This is a genomic window from Actinoplanes lobatus (assembly GCF_014205215.1).
Taxonomy (GTDB): Bacteria; Actinomycetota; Actinomycetes; order Mycobacteriales; family Micromonosporaceae; genus Actinoplanes; species Actinoplanes lobatus.
Map to the genome: position 1 here is coordinate 8,205,686 of NZ_JACHNC010000001.1, position 20,483 is coordinate 8,226,168.

The 20,483-nt window shown below is 70.6% G+C and carries 16 protein-coding genes; 9 read left to right on the forward strand and 7 right to left on the reverse strand.

The features are described 5' to 3' along the window. The first annotated feature begins 33 nt into the window (after nt 1–33). A complete protein-coding gene (locus BJ964_RS37650) occupies nt 34–360 on the forward strand; it encodes a DUF6223 family protein (RefSeq protein WP_188125112.1) in 327 nt (108 codons plus the stop codon). Here the strand turns inward: BJ964_RS37650 and BJ964_RS37655 are convergent. The 3 genes from BJ964_RS37655 to BJ964_RS37665 are packed head-to-tail and all read right to left on the reverse strand — an operon-like array spanning nt 347 to nt 3,386. Further along, on the reverse strand, nt 347–1,006 hold the full coding sequence (locus tag BJ964_RS37655; RefSeq protein WP_188125113.1) for a response regulator transcription factor: 660 nt from the start codon (nt 1,004–1,006) through the stop codon (nt 347–349). The genes BJ964_RS37650 and BJ964_RS37655 overlap by 14 nt on opposite strands. Then, the gene (locus tag BJ964_RS37660) at nt 1,003–2,124 is read right to left on the reverse strand and encodes a sensor histidine kinase (protein ID WP_188125114.1); all 1,122 of its coding nucleotides are present in this window, start codon (nt 2,122–2,124) and stop codon (nt 1,003–1,005) included. The genes BJ964_RS37655 and BJ964_RS37660 overlap by 4 nt, the downstream gene beginning before the upstream one ends. Then, complete coding sequence (locus tag BJ964_RS37665) at nt 2,124–3,386, reverse strand: APC family permease (protein WP_188125115.1); 1,263 nt, start codon at nt 3,384–3,386, stop codon at nt 2,124–2,126. The genes BJ964_RS37660 and BJ964_RS37665 overlap by 1 nt, the downstream gene beginning before the upstream one ends. Nucleotides 3,387–3,438: 52 nt before the next feature. On the opposite strand from BJ964_RS37665, the gene BJ964_RS37670 reads away from it, so the two are divergent. After that, entirely contained in the window at nt 3,439–4,743 is a 1,305-nt protein-coding gene (locus tag BJ964_RS37670) for an MFS transporter (RefSeq protein ID WP_188125116.1), read from the forward strand. A 5-nt stretch (nt 4,744–4,748) separates the two neighbouring features. Here BJ964_RS37670 and BJ964_RS37675 read toward each other — a convergent pair whose 3' ends face one another. After that, nucleotides 4,749–7,511: a hypothetical protein gene (locus tag BJ964_RS37675; RefSeq protein ID WP_188125117.1), complete on the reverse strand. Its 2,763-nt coding sequence runs from the start codon at nt 7,509–7,511 to the stop codon at nt 4,749–4,751. Between the two features lie 164 nt (nt 7,512–7,675). Between BJ964_RS37675 and mmsA the strand changes: the two genes are divergently transcribed. The 3 genes from mmsA (at nt 7,676) to BJ964_RS37690 (ending at nt 11,670) form a co-directional block, all read left to right on the forward strand. Then, nucleotides 7,676–9,196, forward strand: coding sequence for a multiple monosaccharide ABC transporter ATP-binding protein (gene mmsA, locus BJ964_RS37680; protein WP_188127392.1), 1,521 nt, complete (start codon nt 7,676–7,678; stop codon nt 9,194–9,196). 73 nt (nt 9,197–9,269) lie between these two features. Then, nucleotides 9,270–10,565 (forward strand): multiple monosaccharide ABC transporter permease, encoded by a 1,296-nt coding sequence (gene mmsB, locus BJ964_RS37685; RefSeq protein WP_188125118.1) that lies wholly within the window; start codon nt 9,270–9,272, stop codon nt 10,563–10,565. A gap of 7 nt (nt 10,566–10,572) precedes the next feature. Beyond that, nucleotides 10,573–11,670: a substrate-binding domain-containing protein gene (locus tag BJ964_RS37690; RefSeq protein WP_188125119.1), complete on the forward strand. Its 1,098-nt coding sequence runs from the start codon at nt 10,573–10,575 to the stop codon at nt 11,668–11,670. 40 nt (nt 11,671–11,710) lie between these two features. On the opposite strand, the gene BJ964_RS37695 is transcribed toward BJ964_RS37690, so the two are convergent. Then, nucleotides 11,711–13,825, reverse strand: a complete 2,115-nt coding sequence (locus BJ964_RS37695) for a HoxN/HupN/NixA family nickel/cobalt transporter (protein ID WP_188125120.1) — start codon at nt 13,823–13,825, stop codon at nt 11,711–11,713. A gap of 215 nt (nt 13,826–14,040) precedes the next feature. On the opposite strand from BJ964_RS37695, the gene BJ964_RS37700 reads away from it, so the two are divergent. Next, nucleotides 14,041–14,529: a CAP domain-containing protein gene (locus tag BJ964_RS37700; RefSeq protein ID WP_229806672.1), complete on the forward strand. Its 489-nt coding sequence runs from the start codon at nt 14,041–14,043 to the stop codon at nt 14,527–14,529. Between the two features lie 228 nt (nt 14,530–14,757). Continuing rightward, nucleotides 14,758–16,326, forward strand: a complete 1,569-nt coding sequence (locus BJ964_RS37705; protein ID WP_188125121.1) for a pectate lyase family protein — start codon at nt 14,758–14,760, stop codon at nt 16,324–16,326. 208 nt (nt 16,327–16,534) lie between these two features. Here the strand turns inward: BJ964_RS37705 and BJ964_RS37710 are convergent, their stop codons facing one another. Beyond that, a complete protein-coding gene (locus tag BJ964_RS37710) occupies nt 16,535–17,932 on the reverse strand; it encodes an MFS transporter (RefSeq protein WP_188125122.1) in 1,398 nt (465 codons plus the stop codon). A 67-nt stretch (nt 17,933–17,999) separates the two neighbouring features. Between BJ964_RS37710 and BJ964_RS37715 the strand changes: the two genes are divergently transcribed. Further along, nucleotides 18,000–18,575 carry a helix-turn-helix domain-containing protein gene (locus BJ964_RS37715; protein WP_188125123.1) on the forward strand — a complete coding sequence of 192 codons (576 nt, stop codon included), beginning with the start codon at nt 18,000–18,002 and terminating at the stop codon, nt 18,573–18,575. Between the two features lie 117 nt (nt 18,576–18,692). Here BJ964_RS37715 and BJ964_RS37720 read toward each other — a convergent pair whose 3' ends face one another. Continuing rightward, nucleotides 18,693–18,929 carry a hypothetical protein gene (locus BJ964_RS37720; RefSeq protein WP_188125124.1) on the reverse strand — a complete coding sequence of 79 codons (237 nt, stop codon included), beginning with the start codon at nt 18,927–18,929 and terminating at the stop codon, nt 18,693–18,695. A 265-nt stretch (nt 18,930–19,194) separates the two neighbouring features. On the opposite strand from BJ964_RS37720, the gene BJ964_RS37725 reads away from it, so the two are divergent. After that, nucleotides 19,195–20,472, forward strand: a complete 1,278-nt coding sequence (locus BJ964_RS37725) for a hypothetical protein (RefSeq protein WP_188125125.1) — start codon at nt 19,195–19,197, stop codon at nt 20,470–20,472. The last annotated feature ends 11 nt before the right edge of the window (nt 20,473–20,483 follow it).

The window sequence follows — 20,483 nt, forward strand, 5'->3', positions numbered from 1 at the left end:
TCCCCTGTATCGGTTTCGTGGAAGGGGACCATGATGGGTGTTCAAGAGGTGCTGGCCGCCGGGGTGTACACGATGAGCAGTGGCCGGATCATTGCCGGTGCGGCCGCGGTCGCCGGGCTGGCCGGGGTGATCGCCGGTGCCCGCGCCCTGGCCCGACCGGCCCGCGGCCCGGCCCTGTTCTCGCTGGCCGCGGCCCTGGTCGCGCTGGTCGGCGGCGGGTTCGTGGCAGCCACGTCGGACAGCGGCATCGGCACCGGCAACGGGCGCGGCGGAGCGTACGTGGCGATGGTGCTCGGCGTGATCAGCCTCGTGGTCGGCGGGCTGGTCCTGGCCCGTTCGCGCCGCGTCAGCGCTCCGTAGGGGCTGACCAGCCCGGAACGATCAGGCCCGATTCGTAGGCCAGAATCACCAGCTGAGCCCGGTCCCGGACGCCCGTCTTGGTCATGATCCGGCTGACGTGGGTCTTCGCGGTGGCCGGGCTGAGCACCAGGTGGGCGGCGATCTCGTCGTTCGACAGGCCGGCCGCCACCAGGGCCATCACCTCGCGTTCCCGGTCGGTGAGCGCGCTCAGCCTCGGGCCCGGGTCCGGGTGGGTGGCGCGGGCCGCGAACTCGGCGATCAGGCGGCGGGTGACGGCCGGCGCGATCAGAGCGTCCCCGCGGGCGACGACCCGGACGGCGTGGATCAGCTCGGCCGGTTCGGTGTCCTTGACCAGGAAGCCGCTCGCGCCGGCGCGCAGTGCACCGTAGACGTACTCGTCCAGGTCGAACGTGGTCAGCATGATCACCCGAGCGCCGGTGATCTCCCGGGTGGCGGCCAGCCCGTCGAGCCGCGGCATCCGGATGTCCATGAGCACCACGTCCGGCCGCAGGTCCCGCGCCAGGCGGACGGCCTCGGCCCCGTCACCGGCCTCGCCCACCACCTCCAGGCCGTCCTCTCCGTCGAGGATCGACCGGAATCCGGCCCGGACCAGCGTCTGGTCGTCCGCCAGCAGAATCCTGATCATGACGGCGCCCGGTCGGGGCTCAGCGGGAGGCACGCGCTGACCCGGAAGCCGCCACCGGGCCGCGGGCCGGTGGTCAGGGTCCCGCCGAGTGCCCGGGCCCGCTCCTCCATCCCGAGGATCCCGTTCCCCGGGCCGGTGTCACCGCGGACGCCGATGCCGTCGTCGTCGATCTCCACCAGGACGCCGGACCCGTCCGGCCGGATCCGGACGACCGCCTCCCCGGCGGCCGCGTGCCGGGTCACGTTGGTGATCGCCTCCTGGACGATCCGGTAGGCGGCCAGATCCACCTCGGACGGCAGTGGCCTCGTCTCGGTAACCTCGACGCGGATCGCCAGGCCGGGGGCGGTCAGGTCGCCGAGCCGGTTCAGGCCGGGCGGCGGGGCCAGTGGCGCCTCACCGTCCTGCCGGAGCGCGTTCAGCGCGGCGCGCAGCTCGCGCAGCGTCTCCCGGCTGGTCTCCTTGATCGTGGTGAGCGCCTGCTCCGACCGGACCGGGTCGGGCCGGTGCAGGGCGGCGCCGGCCTGCACGTTGATCAGCGACAGATGGTGGCCGAGGATGTCGTGCAGTTCCCGGGCGATGCGCAGCCGGTCCTCGGTGGCCCGGTGCCGGGCCTGCTCGGCGGCCCGCGACTCGGCGGCGGCCGTGCGCGCCTCCACCTCGGCGAGATAGGCCCGGCGGTTGCGGGTCACGCCGGCGATAACTGCGACCAGCCAGCCGGCGTGCAGGAAGGTGGCGCCGTTCCCGGACACACCGGTCCTGGTGAGACTGTCCGCGGCCGCGAAGGCCAGCACCGACGCGACGCCCAGCCCGATGGCGACCGCGAGATGCCCCTCGTCCACCACGGTGTAGAGCGCCACGACGAAGACCAGCATGATCGGGCCCGGCTGCTGCAGCAGGAACCCGTAGGCCGCGACCGCGGCCAGCGCGACGACCCCCACCGCGACCGGGAAACGGCGGCGGAGAAACAGGAGACCCGACGAGATCACTACGGCGAGAAGCGCCGCGAACTCAGCGGCGCTGCCGAGGCCGCCCGACTGCACGACGAGCCCCGCGACACCGATGAGGGCCACCACGGGCACCAGGACGGCGTCGGTCCTCCGGCCGCGCGATACCGCCATCAGCCGAGTCTAGGGCCTGACCGGACCGCCAGGACGGCCGCGCGACCGGCCAGACCGATGGTGAACATCAGGATTCCGGCCAGCACCGATTGCCCGGGCAGGGTGCTGACCAGGGTGAGGCAGCCGGCCACCCCGACGGCGTTGAGCCAGCGGGGCCAGCGACGTTCGGCGGCGGGCTGGGTGAAGGCCGACGCGTTCGCGATGGCGTAGTAGACGAGGACCCCGAACGACGAGAAGCCGATCACGCCGCGCAGGTCGACCGTCGCGACCAGGGCGCAGACCACGACCGCGAGCGCGATCTCGGCGTGGTGCGGGACCTGGAAGCGGGGATGGACGGCGGCCAGCCAGGTGGGCAGGTCACGGTTTCTGGCCATGGCCAGACCGGTACGCCCGATGCCCGCGATCAGCGCGAGCAGGGCGCCGAGGGAGGCCAGTACGGCGCCGGCGCGGACCACCGGGGTCAGGTAGCCCACTCCGGCGGCCTCGACCGCGGTGACCAGCGGGGCGCTCGACACGGCCAGGCGGGCGGGACCGGCGGCGAGCAGGGCGGTCACGCCGACGACCGCGTACACCGCCACGGCCAGGAACAGGGCGAGCGGGATGGCGCGGGGGATGGTGTGGGCCGGGTCGCGGACCTCCTCCCCCATGGTGGCGATGCGGGCGAAACCCGCGAAGGCGAAGAAGAGCAGCCCGGCCGACTGGAGGACACCGTAGGCGCCGACGTGCCGCCAGTCGCCCAGGTGGGTGACCGTGGCCTGGCCACCCACCACGATCCCGCCGACCACCACGGCCAGCGCGGTGAGGCTGGTGGCGACCAGGACGCGGGTCATCAGGACGGTACGGGTGACGCCGCGGTAGTTGAGGGCGGCCAGCCCGGTCACGCAGGCGACGGCGAACGCCCGCTGCGCCCACCACGGCCCGGGGATCGCGTAGGTGGCCACGGTCAGCGCCATCGCCGCACACGACGCGGTCTTGCCGACGACGAAACCCCAGCCCGCCGTGAAACCCCACCAGTGCCCGAGACGCTCCCGCCCGTACACATAGGTGCCTCCGGAGGTGGGGTGGACGGCCGCGAGTTGCGCGGAGGCGGTGGCGTTGCAGTAGGCGATGAACGCGGCCAGGACCAGGCCGATCAGCAGGCCGTTGCCGGCGGCGCGGGCGGCGGGGCCGAAGGCCGCGAAGACGCCGGCGCCGATCATCGAGCCGAGGCCGATGACGACGGCGTCCCTCGTGCCCAGCCGTCGTGCCAGGGTGCCGGACATCAGGTCCCCCAATCCATCAAATCAGTTTGACTCATCCTAGGTGGAAATTCGGATGACATCCCGGCGGGCAGCGGCGAGCATCGGCGAGCCCGGACCGCTGGAGGGGGATCACTTGTTCTCGTCGTACCGCCGCCTTTTCGCCGCCCCGGGCGCGGCCGCCTTCACCCTCGCCGCCCTGCCGGCCCGCATGGCGATCTCGATGTTCGGGGTCAGCGTCGTGATCATGGTGGCGTCGCTGCGGGACTCGTACGCCCTGGCCGGCTCGGTCTCGGCCGCCGGCCTGGTGGTGACCGCCCTGCTCGCGCCATGGATCGCCCGGTGGGTGGACCGGTACGGGCAGTCCCGCGTGGTGGTGCCGACCGCCCTGTTCTCCGGGGCCGGCGCGGCGGCCCTGGTGATCTGCGCGGGCGCGGGCGCTCCGGTGTGGACGCTGTTCGCCGCGAACATCGTGGCGGCCGCGAACCCGAACGTCGGCTCGATGGTCCGGGCCAGATGGGTGGCCCTGCACCGGGACCGGCCGGATCTGCTGCACACCGCGAACGCCCTGGAGCAGACCATCGACGAGCTGTGCTTCATGACCGGCCCGGTGATCGCCGCCTTCCTGTGCACGGCGGTGGCCCCGCAGGCCGGCCTCACCGTGACGATCGTGCTGTTCGTGACCGGCTCGCTGGCGCTGGCCGCGCAACGGCGCACCGAACCGGCGGTGCACGGCGTGCGGGAGCGCGGCCGGTCGCCGCTGCGGCAGCGGGGCGTGCTGGAGATCGTGGTGACGTTCCTGTTCACCGGCGCGGTCTTCGGCAGCGTCGAGGTGGTCACCGTGGCGTACGCGGAATCGCTCGGCCATCCGTCGTCGGCCGGGGTGATCCTGGGACTGTTCGCCGGTGGGTCGGCGGTCGCCGGGCTGGTGTTCGGGACGCTGCGGGTTCGCGGCGCGGCGGCCGCCCGGTTCCTGATCTGTGTCACGGCGATGGCCGTGCTGATCCAGCCGGTGCTGCTCGCCGGGAACCTGTGGGCGCTGGCCGCGGTGCTGTTCGTCGCCGGGCTGGCCACCGCCCCCACGATGATCACGAGCATGACGCTGGTGCACGAGCTGGTGCCGTCGGCACGGATCAACGAGGGCATGACCCTGACCGTGACCGGCCTGCTGATCGGCGTCTCGGCGGGCGCGTCGATCGGCGGCTGGACGGTGGAGGCGGCGGGCGCACACGCCGGGTATGTCACGCCGACGGTCGCGGCCGGGCTCGCGCTGGTGGCCGCGCTGATCGGTTTCGGTCCAGCAGTGCTCAGATCACGACGCGCGGCGGTCGTCGGCGGGCCACAGGAAAGAGCGGAGGCCCGAGGAAAGCCCGGCGGCTGACGAGGTCATCCTTCCAGAGCGGCCCGCGTCCGGGCCAGCGCCGTCGCCAGCTCCGGCCGCGCACGATGCAGAAGATCCAGTTCGGTACGCAGCCGCAGTGCCTGGGCCCAGAGCAGCCCTCGCCCGTTGTCGAGGAATTCGGTCGCCCGGCCGGGGTCACGACCGGCCACGGCGGTGGCGGCCGCGTCCCGGGCGAGCCCGGACTCCTCCTGTTCCAGCAGGTGCTGCTGGTCGCCGCGGGCCATCCCGGGCCACGCCAGCAGGCCGAGCAGATCGACGCCGAGGGCGTAGACGTCCACGGCCGCCGCCGGTCCGTCACCCTCCGCGAGGCAGGTGGCCCACCCGTACACGCTTCGCAGCCGCGCCCAGGTGAGCCCGGCCGGTGCCGACGCCGCCGCCTCCCAGGCCGCCAGCGCCCCGGCACGGTCGGAGTCGATGCCCCGCCGGTCCAGGCTGACCGCCAGGTTGCACAGCGCCGACGTCCGCTCCGGATGCCCGTCCGGCAGCAGGGCGACGGCCCGCCGACCGGCCGTGATCGCCGCGTCGAGGTCGGCCGGATCGTGGCCCGCCCGGTGCCGGGCCATCAGCACGAGCGCCCGCCCGAAATGGCTGCCGGGCAGCGAGCCGACCCGTGCGGCCGCGTCGAAAGCGGTCACCGCCGCGTCGAGATCACCGCGGACCCCGCTGTACTCGAAACGCCGCATCAGCATGAGCCCGAGCGTGGCGAGCGTGCCCTCCCACCGCTCCGAGCCGGGCGGGAAGGACCGCAGCGCCTCCCGCAGGTCCCGCACCGCCGCGTCCAGCCCATCCAGGTCGGGGACGTCACCCGCCTCCAGGCGCAGACGCCACAGGATCGCGGTCTCCACCAGGTACATGGCCCGGTGTTCACTGTCAGCGCCGGGATCCCGCAGCAGGTCGACGGCGGTGGTCAGGTCGGACAGCGCGCCCCGGCGCTGGTAACGCATCCGCAGGGCGGAGACCAGGTTGAGGGTGGTGCGCGCCCGGTCCTCCCCGGACAGTTCGCCGACGCCACGCAACCGGTCGCCGAGCACGCTCACGAGCCGGTCCAGATCGGCCGGATCCCAGGAGGCCTCGAAGCGGTCGAAGTACAGGCTCGCGAGGATGTCCAGGCAGGAATCGCAGTTGCGGTGCGCGGGATCGGCGACGGCGCCCGTCGCGGCGGCGAGAGCCTCGTCCCGGTCGGCGCCGGACGGGCCGCGCCGGTGGCGCTGGTGGAGCATGTTGACCAGATTGTGCCGAAGCGCGGGCAACTGGTCACTGCCCTCGCCGAGTTCCACGCCGCGGCGGGCGGCGGCGACCGCCTCGTCCAGGATCGCCGGGTCGCCGCCGGCCTCGAACAGGTTGTACAGGGCGCCGGCGAGGTTGGTGTGCCGGCCCGCGGCGTTCGGATCGCCGGGCTCCAGCTCGGCCACCAGCCTCCGGGTGACGTCAACAAGTTCCGCCAGGTCCGCGGGTTCATGGTTCATCCGGTGTCTGGTGTGCAGGATGGCGCTGAGCATGTGCGGACTGCCCGCGGTGCGGGCCAGTTCGGCGGCGGGTTCGAGGACGGCCACGTCGCCGATGGCCTGGGCCCGGGTGAGCAGGTCGACGGCGGTACGGACCCGTCGTTCGGACTCGGCGGCGGGATCGGGCAGGGGCGGCAGCATCCCGCCGGTGGACGGTGGGCTGGAGTATCCGCCGGGGCGCTGCGCCTGGATGGTCCGGACGTGGCCGAGCAGGACGTTGGTGTGGGCGGGGTCCTTCTCGTCGAGCATCTGCGCCGCCTGCCGTCCGGCGTCGACGGCCGCGACCAGGTCAGCGCCCGAGCCGGTGTGCTCGTAGCGGGCACCGAGCGCGGCGCCGTACATCGCGAACGTGACGTGCCGCATCCGGTTGTCCACCGGCATCTGGTCCACGGCCCGGCGCCCGGTGTCCACGGCCGCGTCCAGATCGGCGGGGTTCCGGGTGTGCTCGAACCGCATCCGCAGAGCGATGCCGAGGTTGGTCAGGTCGCCGGGCTCGTCCGACGCTTCCAGCAGCTCGATGGCGGCGGCCAGCGCCTCGGTGTCCCCGGTCCGGTCGGCCCGTTCCAGCAGGGCCACGGCGCCGGTCGCCGAGGTGGCCGGCGGCTCTGCCGGGTCATCGGCGGCCGGCCGTTGCGGGGCCGGTTCGGGTGGTTGCGACGGATCGTGGCCGTGCAGTTCCCGCGTGGCCGCTCGCAGGCTCACGCCGAACCGGGTCTCGTCCGGGTTGCCCTCGGGCACCGCCGCGACCGCCGCGGTCAACGTTTCGACGGATTTCCGCAGGTCGGCCAGGTCTCCGGTGTGGGCGAACCGGCGGTGCAGCGCGACACCGAGGGTGTGCAGGAGCTCCGCACGGCCGGGATGGTCGTCGTCGGAGAGCGCCTGGGTGGCGGACTCGATGGCGGATTCCAGGTCCACCACGGATCCGCTCTCGCCGTACCGGCGTAGGAGGGTGTGCGCCAGTCGCTCGTCGCCGGCCACCCTTGTCGCGGCCCGTATCTGGCGGTCGAGGTGCAGGGCGATCTGACCGTAGGCGGGGTCGGCGGTCATCTGATAGGCGGTTCGGCAGACCTCCAGGAGTCGCCGGGTCCAGTGCGGCTGTCGCGGATCGGCCAGTGAGGTGGTGTCCCTCAGTTCGACCAGGAGCGCGCCCGCCTGGCGCACCGCCTCGACGTCCTTCTCCTCGATGCCCTGGCGCAGCAGTTCCCCGGCCCAGCGCTCGTTGTGCTCCGGATCGTCGGTCACCGGCTCATCGTCGCAGCCCTCCCGGAGTTCCGGAACCGTGATCGGCCGCTCCACCATGGCGGTTGCTGACAATTCGATTTACAGTGCGGAAACATCCCACCAATCGATGTGGATCTTTACGGAGACGCACTCGGGGGGTATTCGTGGGCCACGCTCTGCTCGAAATGCGGTCGATCACCAAGGAGTTCCCGGGCGTCACGGCGCTGTCGGACGTCAGTCTGGTGGTGCGGCCGGGCGACATCCATGTGATCTGCGGTGAGAACGGCGCCGGGAAATCGACCTTGATGAAGGTTCTCAGCGGGGTTCACCCGTACGGCAGTTATCAGGGAACGATCTTCTATCAGGGTAGGGAATGCCGGTTCGCCGATATCCGGGCCAGCGAGCACGCCGGGATCGTGATCATTCATCAGGAACTCGCTCTGGTTCCCGGAATGTCGATCACCGAGAACCTCTTCCTCGGCAACGAGCCCCGCAGATGGGGGCGCATCGACTGGCGGGAGGCCAACCACCGGGCGCTGGAACTGATGCGCCTGGTCGGGCTGAACGAGGACCCGGACACCCTGGTCCGGGACATCGGCGTGGGGAAACAGCAGCTCGCCGAGATCGCGAAGGCGTTCGCCAAGGACGTGCGGCTGCTGATCCTGGACGAGCCGACGGCCGCGCTCAACGAGACCGATTCCCGGCACCTGCTCGACCTGCTGCGCGGTTTCAAACAGCGCGGGATCACCTCGATCATGATTTCGCACAAGCTCAACGAGGTGGAGGCGATCGCTGACGCGATCACCATTCTCCGGGACGGGCGCGCCATCGAGACGATCACGGTGGCGGAGTCCGGCGCCGACGAGGACCGGATCGTACGGGGAATGGTCGGCCGTGACCTGGAAAGCCGTTTCCCGGAGCACGTCCCGAACATCGGTGAGGTGTTCTTCGAGGTGCGGGACTGGACGGTCCGGCATCCGGTCTCGGCCGAGCGGCTGGTCTGCAAGAACAGTTCCTTCACGGTACGGCGCGGGGAGATCGTCGGATTCGCGGGACTGATGGGCGCCGGGCGCACCGAGTTGGCGATGAGCGTTTTCGGGCGCTCGTACGGCGTACATCTCGAGGGTCGGATTGTGAAGGACGGCCGTGAGACAGAGATCAGAAGCGTGGCCGACGCGATCCGGAACGGTCTCGCCTATGTCAGCGAGGATCGCAAGGCGATCGGCCTGAATCTGCTCGACGACGTGAAGACGTCGGTGGTCGCCGCGAAACTGTCGAAGATCACCCGGAGGGGTGTGCTGGACGAGGCGGCCCAGTATCACGAGGCCGAGCATTACCGGCGCACTCTGCGGATCAAGACGCCGTCGGTGGACGAGGGCGTCACCCGGCTGTCCGGCGGCAATCAGCAGAAGGTCGTCCTGGCGAAATGGATGTTCACCGACCCGGATCTGCTGATCCTCGACGAACCAACGCGGGGCATCGACGTGGGCGCGAAATACGAGATCTACGGCATCATCCAGCGGCTCGCCGACGAGGGAAAGGGCGTCATCGTCATCTCCTCGGAACTGCCCGAGCTGATCGGGCTGTGCGACCGCATCTACACCGTCTTCGAGGGCACGATCACCGGCGAGATCGACCGGCGTGACGCCGACCCGGAACTGCTCATGAAGCAGATGACCTCCACCAAGAGGATGCGCACCACATGAGCGAGCTTGCGAGCGAATCATTCAGCTCAGTAATGAACTCATGGCGGCGCCGGAGCGAAGCGGAGGTGACGGCATGAGCCGACGCAGAGACTTGCAGAAGAACCTCTTCGGGGGTACGACCTCCAACGCCCGTCAATTCGGCATGATCTTCACGCTGGTCGCGATCATCGTGTTCTTCCAGCTCATGACCGACGGGTTGACATTGACGTCGGGCAACATGATCGCGTTGACGCAGCAGTACGCGTACATCTCGATCCTGTCGATCGGCATGCTCATGGTGATCGTCGCCGGGCACATCGACCTGTCGGTGGGATCGGTGGCCGCGTTCACCGGCATCGTGGTCGCCAAGGCGATCAGCGAACAGGGCCTGCCCTGGCCGGCCGGAATCGCCCTCGGCCTGCTCGTCGGCGCGCTGATCGGCGCCTGGCAGGGATTCTGGGTCGCCTACATCGGGGTGCCGGCGTTCATCGTCACGCTCGCCGGAATGCTGCTGTTCCGTGGCGGGAACCAGTACATCGGCAACGCCGACACGGTTCCGGTGCCGGAGGGTTTCCGGACGATCGGCGCCGGATATCTGCCCGAGACCGGCCCGGACACCGGCTACAACAACCTGACCCTGCTGCTCGGGCTGGCGCTGTGCGCGGCCGTGGTCTGGCGGGAATGGCACGCCCGGCGGGTCCGGCAGCGGATGGAGGGCGCCGAACCGGCCCCACTCTGGGTCTCCGCCGTGCGGCTGGCCGTCATGGTCGGCGTGATCCTGTTCGCCACCTTCCGTTTCGCCGGCGGGCGGGTCGGCACCAGTTTCCCGGTCTCCGGCATCATCCTGGCGGTCCTGGTGATCGCCTACTCCTTCTACACCCGCAACACGGCGGGCGGCAGGCACATCTACGCGGTCGGCGGCAACGCGCGCGCCGCGGAACTGTCCGGTGTGCAGCTGCGCCGGGTGAACTTCCTGGTCATGACGAACATGGGGATCCTCGCGGCGCTCGCCGGGATGATCTTCGTGGCCCGGTCGGCGGCATCCGGGCCGCAGGACGGGCTGAACTGGGAACTCGACGCCATCGCGGCCGTCTTCATCGGCGGGGCCGCGGTCTCCGGCGGTCTCGGCACGGTCAGCGGGTCGATCGTCGGCGGCCTGGTCATGGCGGTGCTCAACAACGGGCTCCAGCTCATCGGCACCGGCGCCGACATGGTCCAGATCATCAAGGGGCTGTTCCTGCTCGGGGCGGTCGCGCTCGATGTCTACAACAAGAAGCAGGGGCGCTTCTCGGTCATCGGATCGTTGATGCGCCCGTTCCGTCGCGAGCCGCCGCGGATCCCCGCGCCGGACACCTCGACTCGTGAAGCCGAATTTCTGCCAGGAAGGTGATCGCTTCATGCGTACCTCTCTTCACAAGGTTTTGGCGGTTGGATTTGTCGCGGCCCTGGTGGCGAGCGGCTGTGGATCGGAACGCTCGGAATCGGGTACGACGGCGCCCGAGAAGGGGTTCGCGGCCGACGCGCTGATCGGCGTGGCGCTGCCCTCGAAGACGTCGGAGAACTGGGTGCTCGCCGGTGACCTGTTCACCAACGGGCTGAAAGAGGCGGGCTTCCAGTCGGACGTGCAGTACGCGGGCGCGTCCACCACCGTCGCCGACCAGCAGGCGCAGATCACCGCGATGATTACCAAGGGCGCCAAGGTGATCGTGATCGGGGCGACCGACGCGGCGCAGTTGTCCACACAGGTGGGCCAGGCCAAACAGTCCGGTGCCGTGGTCGTCGCCTATGACCGGCTGATCACCAACACGCCGGACGTGGACTACTACATCGCGTTCGACAACTTCAAGGTCGGGCAATTGCAGGGGCAGGCGCTTCTGGACGGGATGAAGTCACGGAAGGCCACCGGGCCGTGGACGATCGAACTGTTCTCCGGCTCGCCGGACGACAACAATTCCGGGGTGTTCTTCAACGGGGCGATGGACGTGCTCAAACCGTTGATCGACCGGGGTGAGGTGGTGGTCGGTTCCGGTCAGACCGACGTGAAGCAGACCGCGACCCAGGGGTGGAAGGCGGAGAACGCGCAGAGCCGGATGGACTCGCTGCTCAACTCCACCTATGCCGGCGACAAGACGCTCGACGGGGTGTTGTCGCCGAACGACACGCTCGCCCGCGCGATCATCACGTCGATCAAGGGGGCCGGGAAGCCGATCCCGATCGTGACCGGACAGGACTCCGAGGTCGAGTCGGTCAAGTCAATCATGGCGGGTGAACAGTACTCGACCATCAACAAGGACACTCGCAAGCTTGTCACGGAGACCGTCAACATGGTCAAGACGTTGCAGGCCGGGAATCAGCCGACGGTCAACGACACCAAGTCGTACGACAACGGGGTCAAGGTGGTTCCGGCCTACCTGCTGCCGCCGATCATCGTGACCAAGGCCAACGCGACCGAGGCGTACGCCGACGATCCGAAGCTGTCACCCCTCACGAAGTAGCCCTGTGGCCGGCCGCCACGCTTGGCGGCCGGCCGGTGTCTCAGGGCAGCGGGACGGTTCCGGGGGTGGGGTTCCAGCTCTGGAGGGCCACCACCGTGCCGGCCCGGCCGTGGCGGATCAGGTCCAGCACCGCGGTCACCGCCTCGTCCTGTGTCGTGAACGGCTGGTCGGTGGTCAGGCACATGATCCGTACGCCGTCGCGGTCCCCGGCCCGGTCGGCGGTGAAACGGACCAGCGCGGGGGTGTCCGCGGAGGCCGACGGGACCACGTTGAGGATCGCGCCGCCGCCACGAATCCGCATGGATTCCCTGGTCAGGTCGGTCAGTTGCATCTCGGCGGTCCGGCCCGTCACGGGGCTGGGCCAGCCGCCGGCGCCCGCGTTCACCAGGACCACCGGACCGCCCCACTCGTCGGCCACCGCCACGATCCGCTCCAGGTAGCCCGGTTGACGGAAATCCGGGCGTACGGCCTGGGCGGGCACACCGTAGTCGCGGGCCTGCATGGCGCAGGCGGCGGCACTGTCGGCGTCCAGGTCGGCGGCGAGGATCCCGTACCCGGCGCCGGCCAGGCCCAATGCGACAGCCCGGCCCAGACCAGCGCCGGCCCCCGTGACGATGGCGATGCCGGTCTGCTCTCCCGGGAAGGGCTGCGCCACGATCGGTTCCGTGTAGTCGGGGTCGGTGACCACGACCGGCTGGCCGTAGACGACGGGCTGCACCGCGGGGCTGACCGGGGTGGCCGCCACCGGCTGCACCACCACCGGCTGCACCACCACCGGCTGCACCACCGCGGCCGCCACCGGCTGGGCGGGCGGGGTGGCGGTCGCTCGCGCGGGCCGCGGCGCGGCGGCGGCGCGCACGGGCGGCGGCGCGGCCTGGGCCGGGCGGGCGGTGGCGCGCGCCGGCCGGGGGCGGTCGGTGGTGGTGGCGCGGCCGCGGGCGTAGGTGGCCGGGGTCGCGGCCGGGCGTGGGGTGGCCGGGGCCGCGGCCGGGCGCGGTGCGGCGGCGCTACGGGCGGCCGCCTCCTGGCGGGCCTTCTGGGCCGCCTTCTCCCGTTCCCGGGCCTGCTTCTCCTGTTCGCGGGCGGCCTTCTTGCGGGCGCCGGCCTCCTTGCGGTCGCGCAGGGCGGTACGGATTCGGTCGGCCAGGCCGGGCTTCGCCGGGCCGGAGCGGCCGGGCGCCGACGCGGTACGGGCGGGTCTGGCCGGCGCGGCCCCGCTCGCCGAGTCGCTCTTGCGCCGCCGGAGGGCCACCACGACCACCAGCACGATCAGCAGGAGCAGCAGCAGGCCGGGGCGGTCGAGCAGGTAGTTCAGCAGGCGGCGGAGCAGGCGGAAGAGGGCCACGAACACGTCGCCGAGGAAGCCGAAGATCCGGCCGAGCAACCCGTCGGGCACGGGACCCAGCACGCGCACGGCACTCGCGATCAGCGCCACCACGGCGGCGGCCGCCGTGAACGCGATGTTGAGAACCGGCAGCTTGCCTTCGATACGGGAGCCGGCGGCACCCTGCACGGTCGCGCCGAGGGACATGCCGGCCGCGAAGACCATCGGCAGGACCCACGTCAGGTACATCGGCGCGACCAGGGACAACTGCCCGGCGGCCAGGATCAGCAGGCCCACCTCCACGGCGAGGAACAGGCCGAAGCCCAGGAGCAGGCCGACCGGGAACAGCTGCCAGGAGTTGCTCACCCGGCCGAGGAAGCCCTCGAGGCGGACCGGCGGCGACGATCCGTCACGCCGCATCCGTACCGCGCCGATCAGGGCGACGAACTGGAGGATGCCGAAGATGCCCAGGAAGACGCCGGTGAAGGAGCCGTCAAGGATCACCGGCCGATCGCGCCACGCGAGCATCTGCAGGCCGATCGTGAAGAGCACGGCCAGGACGTAGACGGTGGTCGCGAACCCGAGCGCGAACCAGAACGCGGCCATGGCGGTGCTTCGCCCGAGCCCGGCGATGCGATCACCGGCCCGGTCGACGGCGGCGGTGTTGCCCGGTTCGAAGGCCCAGCGCATGCCCAGCAGGTAGGCGACGACGAAGACCCCGAGTGGGAACTGTGGCGGGAGTCCGTTGAGTGCCCAGAATCCGGCCAGGTGCAACAGCACGACGACCCCGGCCATCACGGCCAGTGATCCCCGGTTCCCCTTGTCCGCCATGTCGGCTTCCCTTCGCCCGATCACAACTCGGCTGGCGAACGGGATTCGCGGCCGGCGCCCCCACGGATTGCCGTACGTCACTGAACTGACACACATCGCGCCTGCGCTGCGGCAACCGGACGGTGACCCAGGCGCACCGGCCCGGCAATCACCCCCGCACGAACCGGACCGAAGTCAACGGTGAGCCCGGAACACACTCGCCGGAAGGACCGATCTTGCGCCAGCTTCTCCGCCGCATCGCCGTGACCGCCCTCATCGCCCCGGTCGCCGCCGGCACCGTCATGATCGCGTCCCCCGCCGAAGCCGCCCCGGCCAAGCCCACCGAGGTGGCCCTGCAGACCGAGGTCAACCGGCTCGTCAACATCCAGCGCGCCAAACACGGCTGCCCCGCCGTCAAGGCCGACGCCAAACTCATCAAAGCTGCCCGCGGCCACAGCGCCTGGATGGCCCGCACCGGCAAGTTCTCCCACACCGGCGCCGGCGGCTCCACCTTCATCAAACGCGTCAAGGCCGCCGGACACACCAAGCCCTCCAGCGAGAACATCGCCTGGGGCTACCGCACCGCCGCCACCACCGTCGACGGCTGGATGAACAGCCCCGGCCACCGCGCCAACATCCTCAACTGCAAATCCAAGACCGTCGGCGTCGGCGTCGCCTACGCCGCCAACGGCACCCCCTACTACACCCAGGACTTCGGTTACTGAGACCCCCTTCCGAACAGCGACGCCCCAGCCGGTCCCCCTGCGGCTGGGGCGTCGCGCTGTCCGGTCGGCGTAACGCGCTTGCCACATTCACTCGGGTCGCTCTATATTCTCGCACTAGGAAAGCGCTTTCCCGCATCTAGAGGCGCTCCGCGGCGGTCATCCCCAGCGTTCCACCCGCCGCCCATCCCCCATGCGCGCACCCCGATGCGCGAGAACAGGTGAAGCGAGATGAGACGATCAGTCGCTCTGCGACTCTCCGCGGTTCTGGGCGTGGCCGGCGCGGCCGGCGCGATCGCCCTGGGCCTGCCGCAGCACGAGGCGTCCGCGGCGGCGAACGCGGCCACCGGTTTCGCCAGCCAGAACGGCGGCACCACCGGCGGCGCGGGCGGGACCACCGTCAAGGCCACCACCGGCACCCAGATCCACAACGCGCTGTGCACCCGGGCGGCCAGCGACACGCCGATCATCATCCAGGTCGAGGGCACGATCAATCACGGCAACACGACCAAGGTGTCCGGCGACAGCTGCAACACGGCGGCCGACAAGATCGAGCTGAAAGAGATCAGCAACGTCACGATCGTCGGCGTCGGGGCCGGTGCGACCTTCGACCAGCTGGGCATCCACATCCGGGACTCCAGCAACATCATCATCCAGAACGTGACGGTCAAGAACGTCAAGAAGTCCGGCTCGCCGACCTCCAACGGCGGTGACGCGATCGGCATGGAGAGCACCGTCCGCAACGTCTGGGTCGACCACGCCACCCTCGAGGCGTCCGGTGGTGAGTCGGAGGGCTACGACGGTCTCTTCGACATGAAGGACGACACCGAGTACGTGACGCTGTCCTACAGCATCCTGCGCAACTCCGGCCGCGGTGGCCTGATCGGCTCCAGCGAGACCGACACCGGCAACTCCAACATCACGTTCCACCACAACAAATACCAGAACATCGATTCGCGTACGCCGTTGCTGCGCGGCGGGATCGCCCACATCTACAACAACCACTACGTGAGCCTCAACGAGTCGGGCATCAACTCGCGGGCCGGCGCCAAGGCCCGGGTGGACAGCAACTACTTCGAGGACTCGAAGGACGTGCTCGGCACCTTCTACACCGACGCGGCCGGCTACTGGCAGGTGTCCGGGAACATCTTCGACAACGTGACCTGGTCCGCGGTCGGCACCGAGAACAACCCGGCCGGCCCGAACGTCGTGTCCAACACCAGCGTGAGCATCCCGTACGCGTTCACCGCCGACAGCGCGTCCTGCGTACCGTCGATCGTCGCGGCCACCGCCGGCGCGAACACCGGCCTGAAGGTGTCGACCGGCACCTGCTCGGTGACGTCGTCGCCGACCGCCTCGCCCACCTCGTCGCCGACCTCCAGCCCCACGTCCTCGCCGACCTCCAGCCCGACCGCGTCGCCGACCGCGACCTCCGGCACCAACCTGAGCATCGGCGCCGGCGCGGACGGTTCCAGCAAGGCCAGCGGCACCAGCTACGGCAACGTCAAGGACGGCGACGTCAGCACGTACTGGTCGCCGAGCGGCACCACCGGTGACATCTCGATCAAGTGGTCGTCGGCCACCACGGTCGGCCGCATCAACATCGTCGAGGCGTCCGGCTCGACCGGCGCGATCGGCGCGTGGCAGGTGCTCAACGGCGCAACCGGGGCGGTGCTGAAGTCGGGCACCGGGGCGGGTTCCATCTCCTTCACCGCCACCTCGACCACCAAGGTCACCTTCCGCATCACCGGCGCGACGGCGACCCCGAAGGTCGCCGAGTTCCAGACCTTCGCCAGCTGATCCACCGAACGTGTGCCGCCCCGCCGTTTCGCCAGGCGGCGGGGCGGCACGCCCGCGGGGCACGCCGTCCACGACGGCGTGCCCCGCCTCCTTCACCGCCCCGGCCCGGCGACCGAACCAAACTGCGCCCACGTTCCCGCCACGCCTCGTTCACCGCGCCGTCGCGGCGGCCGGGCCGGGTTGCGCCCACGTTCCCGCCACGCCTCGCTCACCGCGCCGGCGCCGCGACCGGGCCGGGTTGCGCCGCGTCGGTTCTGGCCACACCGGACGGCGACGCCTGGGCCACCGCCAGGATCGCCAGCCCACACGCGGCGACCAGCGCCCATCCGGGTCGCGTCGCCCCGGCCAGCCGCTCCGGCGCCAATCCCGCGACCATGCCCCCGGCGATCGCCACGCCGAGCGCGGCACCGACCTGCCGGGCCGTCGAGGCGATGCCGCCGGCCAGGCCGGAACGCTCCGGCGGCAGGCCGCTGACCGCGGTGTTGGTGATCGGCGCGTTCGCGAACCCCACCCCGATCCCGGCGAACAGGTAGGCGACCAGCAGAACAGCCATACCGGTACGGTCGCCGAGCCCGGCCAGCATCGCCCCGCCGATCACGGTGCACACCCCGGCCACCCGCAACGGCAGTCGCGGCCCGATCCGGCCGACCAGACGGCCGGACAGCGGCGCGCACACCGTCGCGGCGACGGCCATCGGCAAGGTGACCAGGCCCGCCTCGATCGGGCGCAGACCCCGTACCTGTTGCAGGTAGAGGGTGCCGAGCAGCAGTGTCACGTTGAGCGCCACGAAAACGGCCACCGCTCCCCCGACCGCCGCGGCGAACGGCGGCCGCCGGAACAGATCCAGGTCGATGAGCGGCTCGGCACGCCGGGACTCGGTTCGCACGAACGCCGCCAGGGCCGCCGCGATGACCGCGAATCCGGCCAGCAGCGCCGGTGACGTCCAGCCCAGGCGCGGGCCCTCGATCAGCACCGCGACTCCTGCACCCAGGAGCACCACCAGCAGGATCTGGCCAGGCAGGTCCAGCCGGCGGGCCCTCGCCGCACGCGACTCCGGAACGAAGAGCGCGGTCAGCACCAGGACCACCGCGATGATCGGCAGGTTGGCCCAGAACACGATCCGCCAGCCGAGCCCGGTGATCAGCGCCCCGCCGAGCACCGGCCCGGCCGCCATGCTCAGGCCGAACACCGCCGCCCACACCCCGATCGCCCGGGCCCGCTCCCGCGGATCGGTGATCACGCTGACCACGATGGCCAGCGCCACCGGGCTCAGCATCGACCCGCCGACACCCTGCAGCGCGCGGGCCGCCACCAGCACGCCGATCGACGGGGCCAGGGCGCACGCCACCGACCCGGCGCCGAACAGCACCAGCCCGATCCGGAAGACCCGGCGACGGCCGATCCGGTCGGCCAGCGCACCCGAAGTGATCATCAAGCTGGCCAGAACCAGGGTGTACGCGTCCACCGCCCACTCCAGGTCGGCGGTCGCGAGCCGCAGGTCGTCACCGATGGCGGGCAGCGCCACGTTGACGGCCGTGGTGTCCAACCCGACCAGGAAGATGCTGGTGGCACAGATCGCCAACACCAGCCATCGTTGCTCTCTCATGGCGCCGATCGTCACGCCGGCGCCCCTCCCCGGCCCAGCGGTCTTGCGAAGGCCGCAAAATGCTCGGGTGGACGCGGAACTGGAACGACTGCTGAACGACATCGGCCCCCGCCTGAACCGGGTGCGCCAGGATCGCGGCCTGACCCTCGACGATTTGGCCGGCGCCACCGGCATCTCGGTGAGCACCCTGTCCCGGCTGGAGTCCGGCAAACGCCGCCCCACGCTGGACCTGCTGCTGCCGCTGGCCCGCGTCTACCGGATGTCGCTGGAGCACATGATCGGCGCCCCGCAGACCGGCGACCCGCGCGCCCACCTCACCCCACACCACCGGGAGACCCGCACCGGCATCGACAGCGTGGTGATCCCGCTGACCACCTACCCTGGCCGGATCCAGGTGTTCAAACAGATCCTGAGCCCCACGACCGCCACGCCGACACTGGTGACGCACCCCGGGCACGCCTTCTTCTACGTGCTCGCGGGCACGGTCCGGCTGTTGCTCGGCGACCACGAGCGTTTGCTGAAACCCGGCGACAACGCCGATTTCGACGCCGGCGAGCCGCACTGGTTCGGCCCGGCGGGCGACTCACCCGCCGAGATCCTCCACCTGTACGGCCCGCACGGCGACCGTTTCCCGGCGGGATAGGGAACTTGTGGCCGAGGTCCGCGTTTCGCCGGCCCTTTCCGGTACGCGGGACGAGGACACGCGTACAAGAAAGAAGGAAGCTGGAAGCGAAACGCGGACCTCGACCACGAACGATCTCTAGCCGCGGCGGATGTAGACGGTCACCACGCCCAGCGCACACAGCATGATCAGCGCGAAGGCGGCGACCGCGGAGTACGCGAGACCGGCGGGGATCGCCCCGTAGGCCGCCGCGCCGATGATTCCGGTCAGCCCTACGGCGGATGCCCCGGCGACGGTGAGCGAGGTCTTGATGACCCCGGCCCGATGATCGGGACTCTCCTGTCGACGGCCCGGCCGATTGGATAACGTACTCATGTTGCTCCCCTGGTGATGGTCCTCGCACGGTCGTTTCCGGTACCGAGCAACTCGACGGCCCGCCTGCCAGCGGGCCGTCGACTGTCCTACCGATCGGTACATCCGCCAAGTCTGCCGTCCGTGACCGCTACCGGGCCCAGGATCGGACGGCGGCTGACAAAGGTTGACCGGCGAGAATTCGCAGATGGTGACTCCCCGGAGCACGCGCTGTACCTGACCGGGCCGGTCGGCGAATCCGCGGGAGTGGATGCTTAGATCCTCGATCATGACGGATCTGCATGTTTCGAAGAAGGTGGCCGCCCTCGCGGTCACGGTGCTGGCCGTCGTCGCCGGGGCCGCGGTGTTCTGGCCGGAACGGGAGCGGCCCGCCACCGCGACGCCGCAGCCGAGCGCCAGCGCCTCCTACTACAATCCGGAGGCCGAGGCGCGGGCCGACATCAAAGAGGTCTTCGACGCACAGGCGAAGGCGCTGGTCGCCGGGGACGAGCGAGGCTGGCTGGCGCCGCTCGACCCGGCTCTGCACGGCCGGTTCCGGATGCTTTACCGCAACCTGCGGACACTCGAGGTCAGTCACGCCCGGATCGACTTCCTCTTCCGGGAGTACGGCGAGTCTCAGGTGTCCGTCGGTGTGGAACTCGGCTACTGCCTGAGCGCTGTCGAGTGCCCGTCCTGGGCCTCCGGCGCCGGCTTCGGCCCACCGAAGATGTTCTACACGCTGTCGATGGCGCGCCGCGATGGCTCCTACATCGCGACCACCGCCGAGAAGTCGCCCCTGCTCAATCATCTGGAACCGGCCCCCTGGCAAAGCGCTGATCTGCGGTTCCTCCGGGGTTCGCGGGTCATCGTCGCGGCGCCAGCCACGTTGGCGAAGCAGCTGCCGCGGGTGCTGCGCCTCGCCGAGAAGGCCGCCGCGGTCGCCGACCGTTTCGCGGCCGCCACCGGCACCCCGCCGAAGCGCTACCGGGTCTATCTCGCCGACAACAAGGCTTGGAAGACCTGGTACGGCGGGGAGAAGAGGAAATGGGTGGCCGGCTACCACAAGTCCCTGAACCAGACCGGAAGCGACCTCGTCCTGAACGCCGGCAAGGTGCTGGACTCCGACCGCCAGTTGCGCGAAACGATCCAGCACGAGATGGGGCACGCCGTCACCCTGCTGCCGACCGTCGACTGGGCCGATGACGATGAGGACTGGCTGGTCGAGGGCATCGCCGAGTACATCGGGTCCGCACCGGCCAAGGCGCCGAACACCGGCAGCGCCTCGGTGCTGCGCCGGTCCTTCGCCAGGCGCGGCGCCCCGAAGTCGATCGCCCTGCCCGCGCTGACCGAGAAGAGTGACGATCTGACCGTCGACACCCTGTACGCGCACAGCCACATGGCCGCGGCCTGCCTCGCCGATCGGTACGGTGAACGCAAGCTGCTCGACTTCGCCTACCGGGTCCTGCGGGACGGGAAGGGGGTCGACGTGGCGTCGCGTGCGGCGTTCGGGCGGTCCTTCACCGTCGTCGACAAGGCATGCGTGGCCTGGATCAGGAAGAAGATCTGAACCGCCGATGA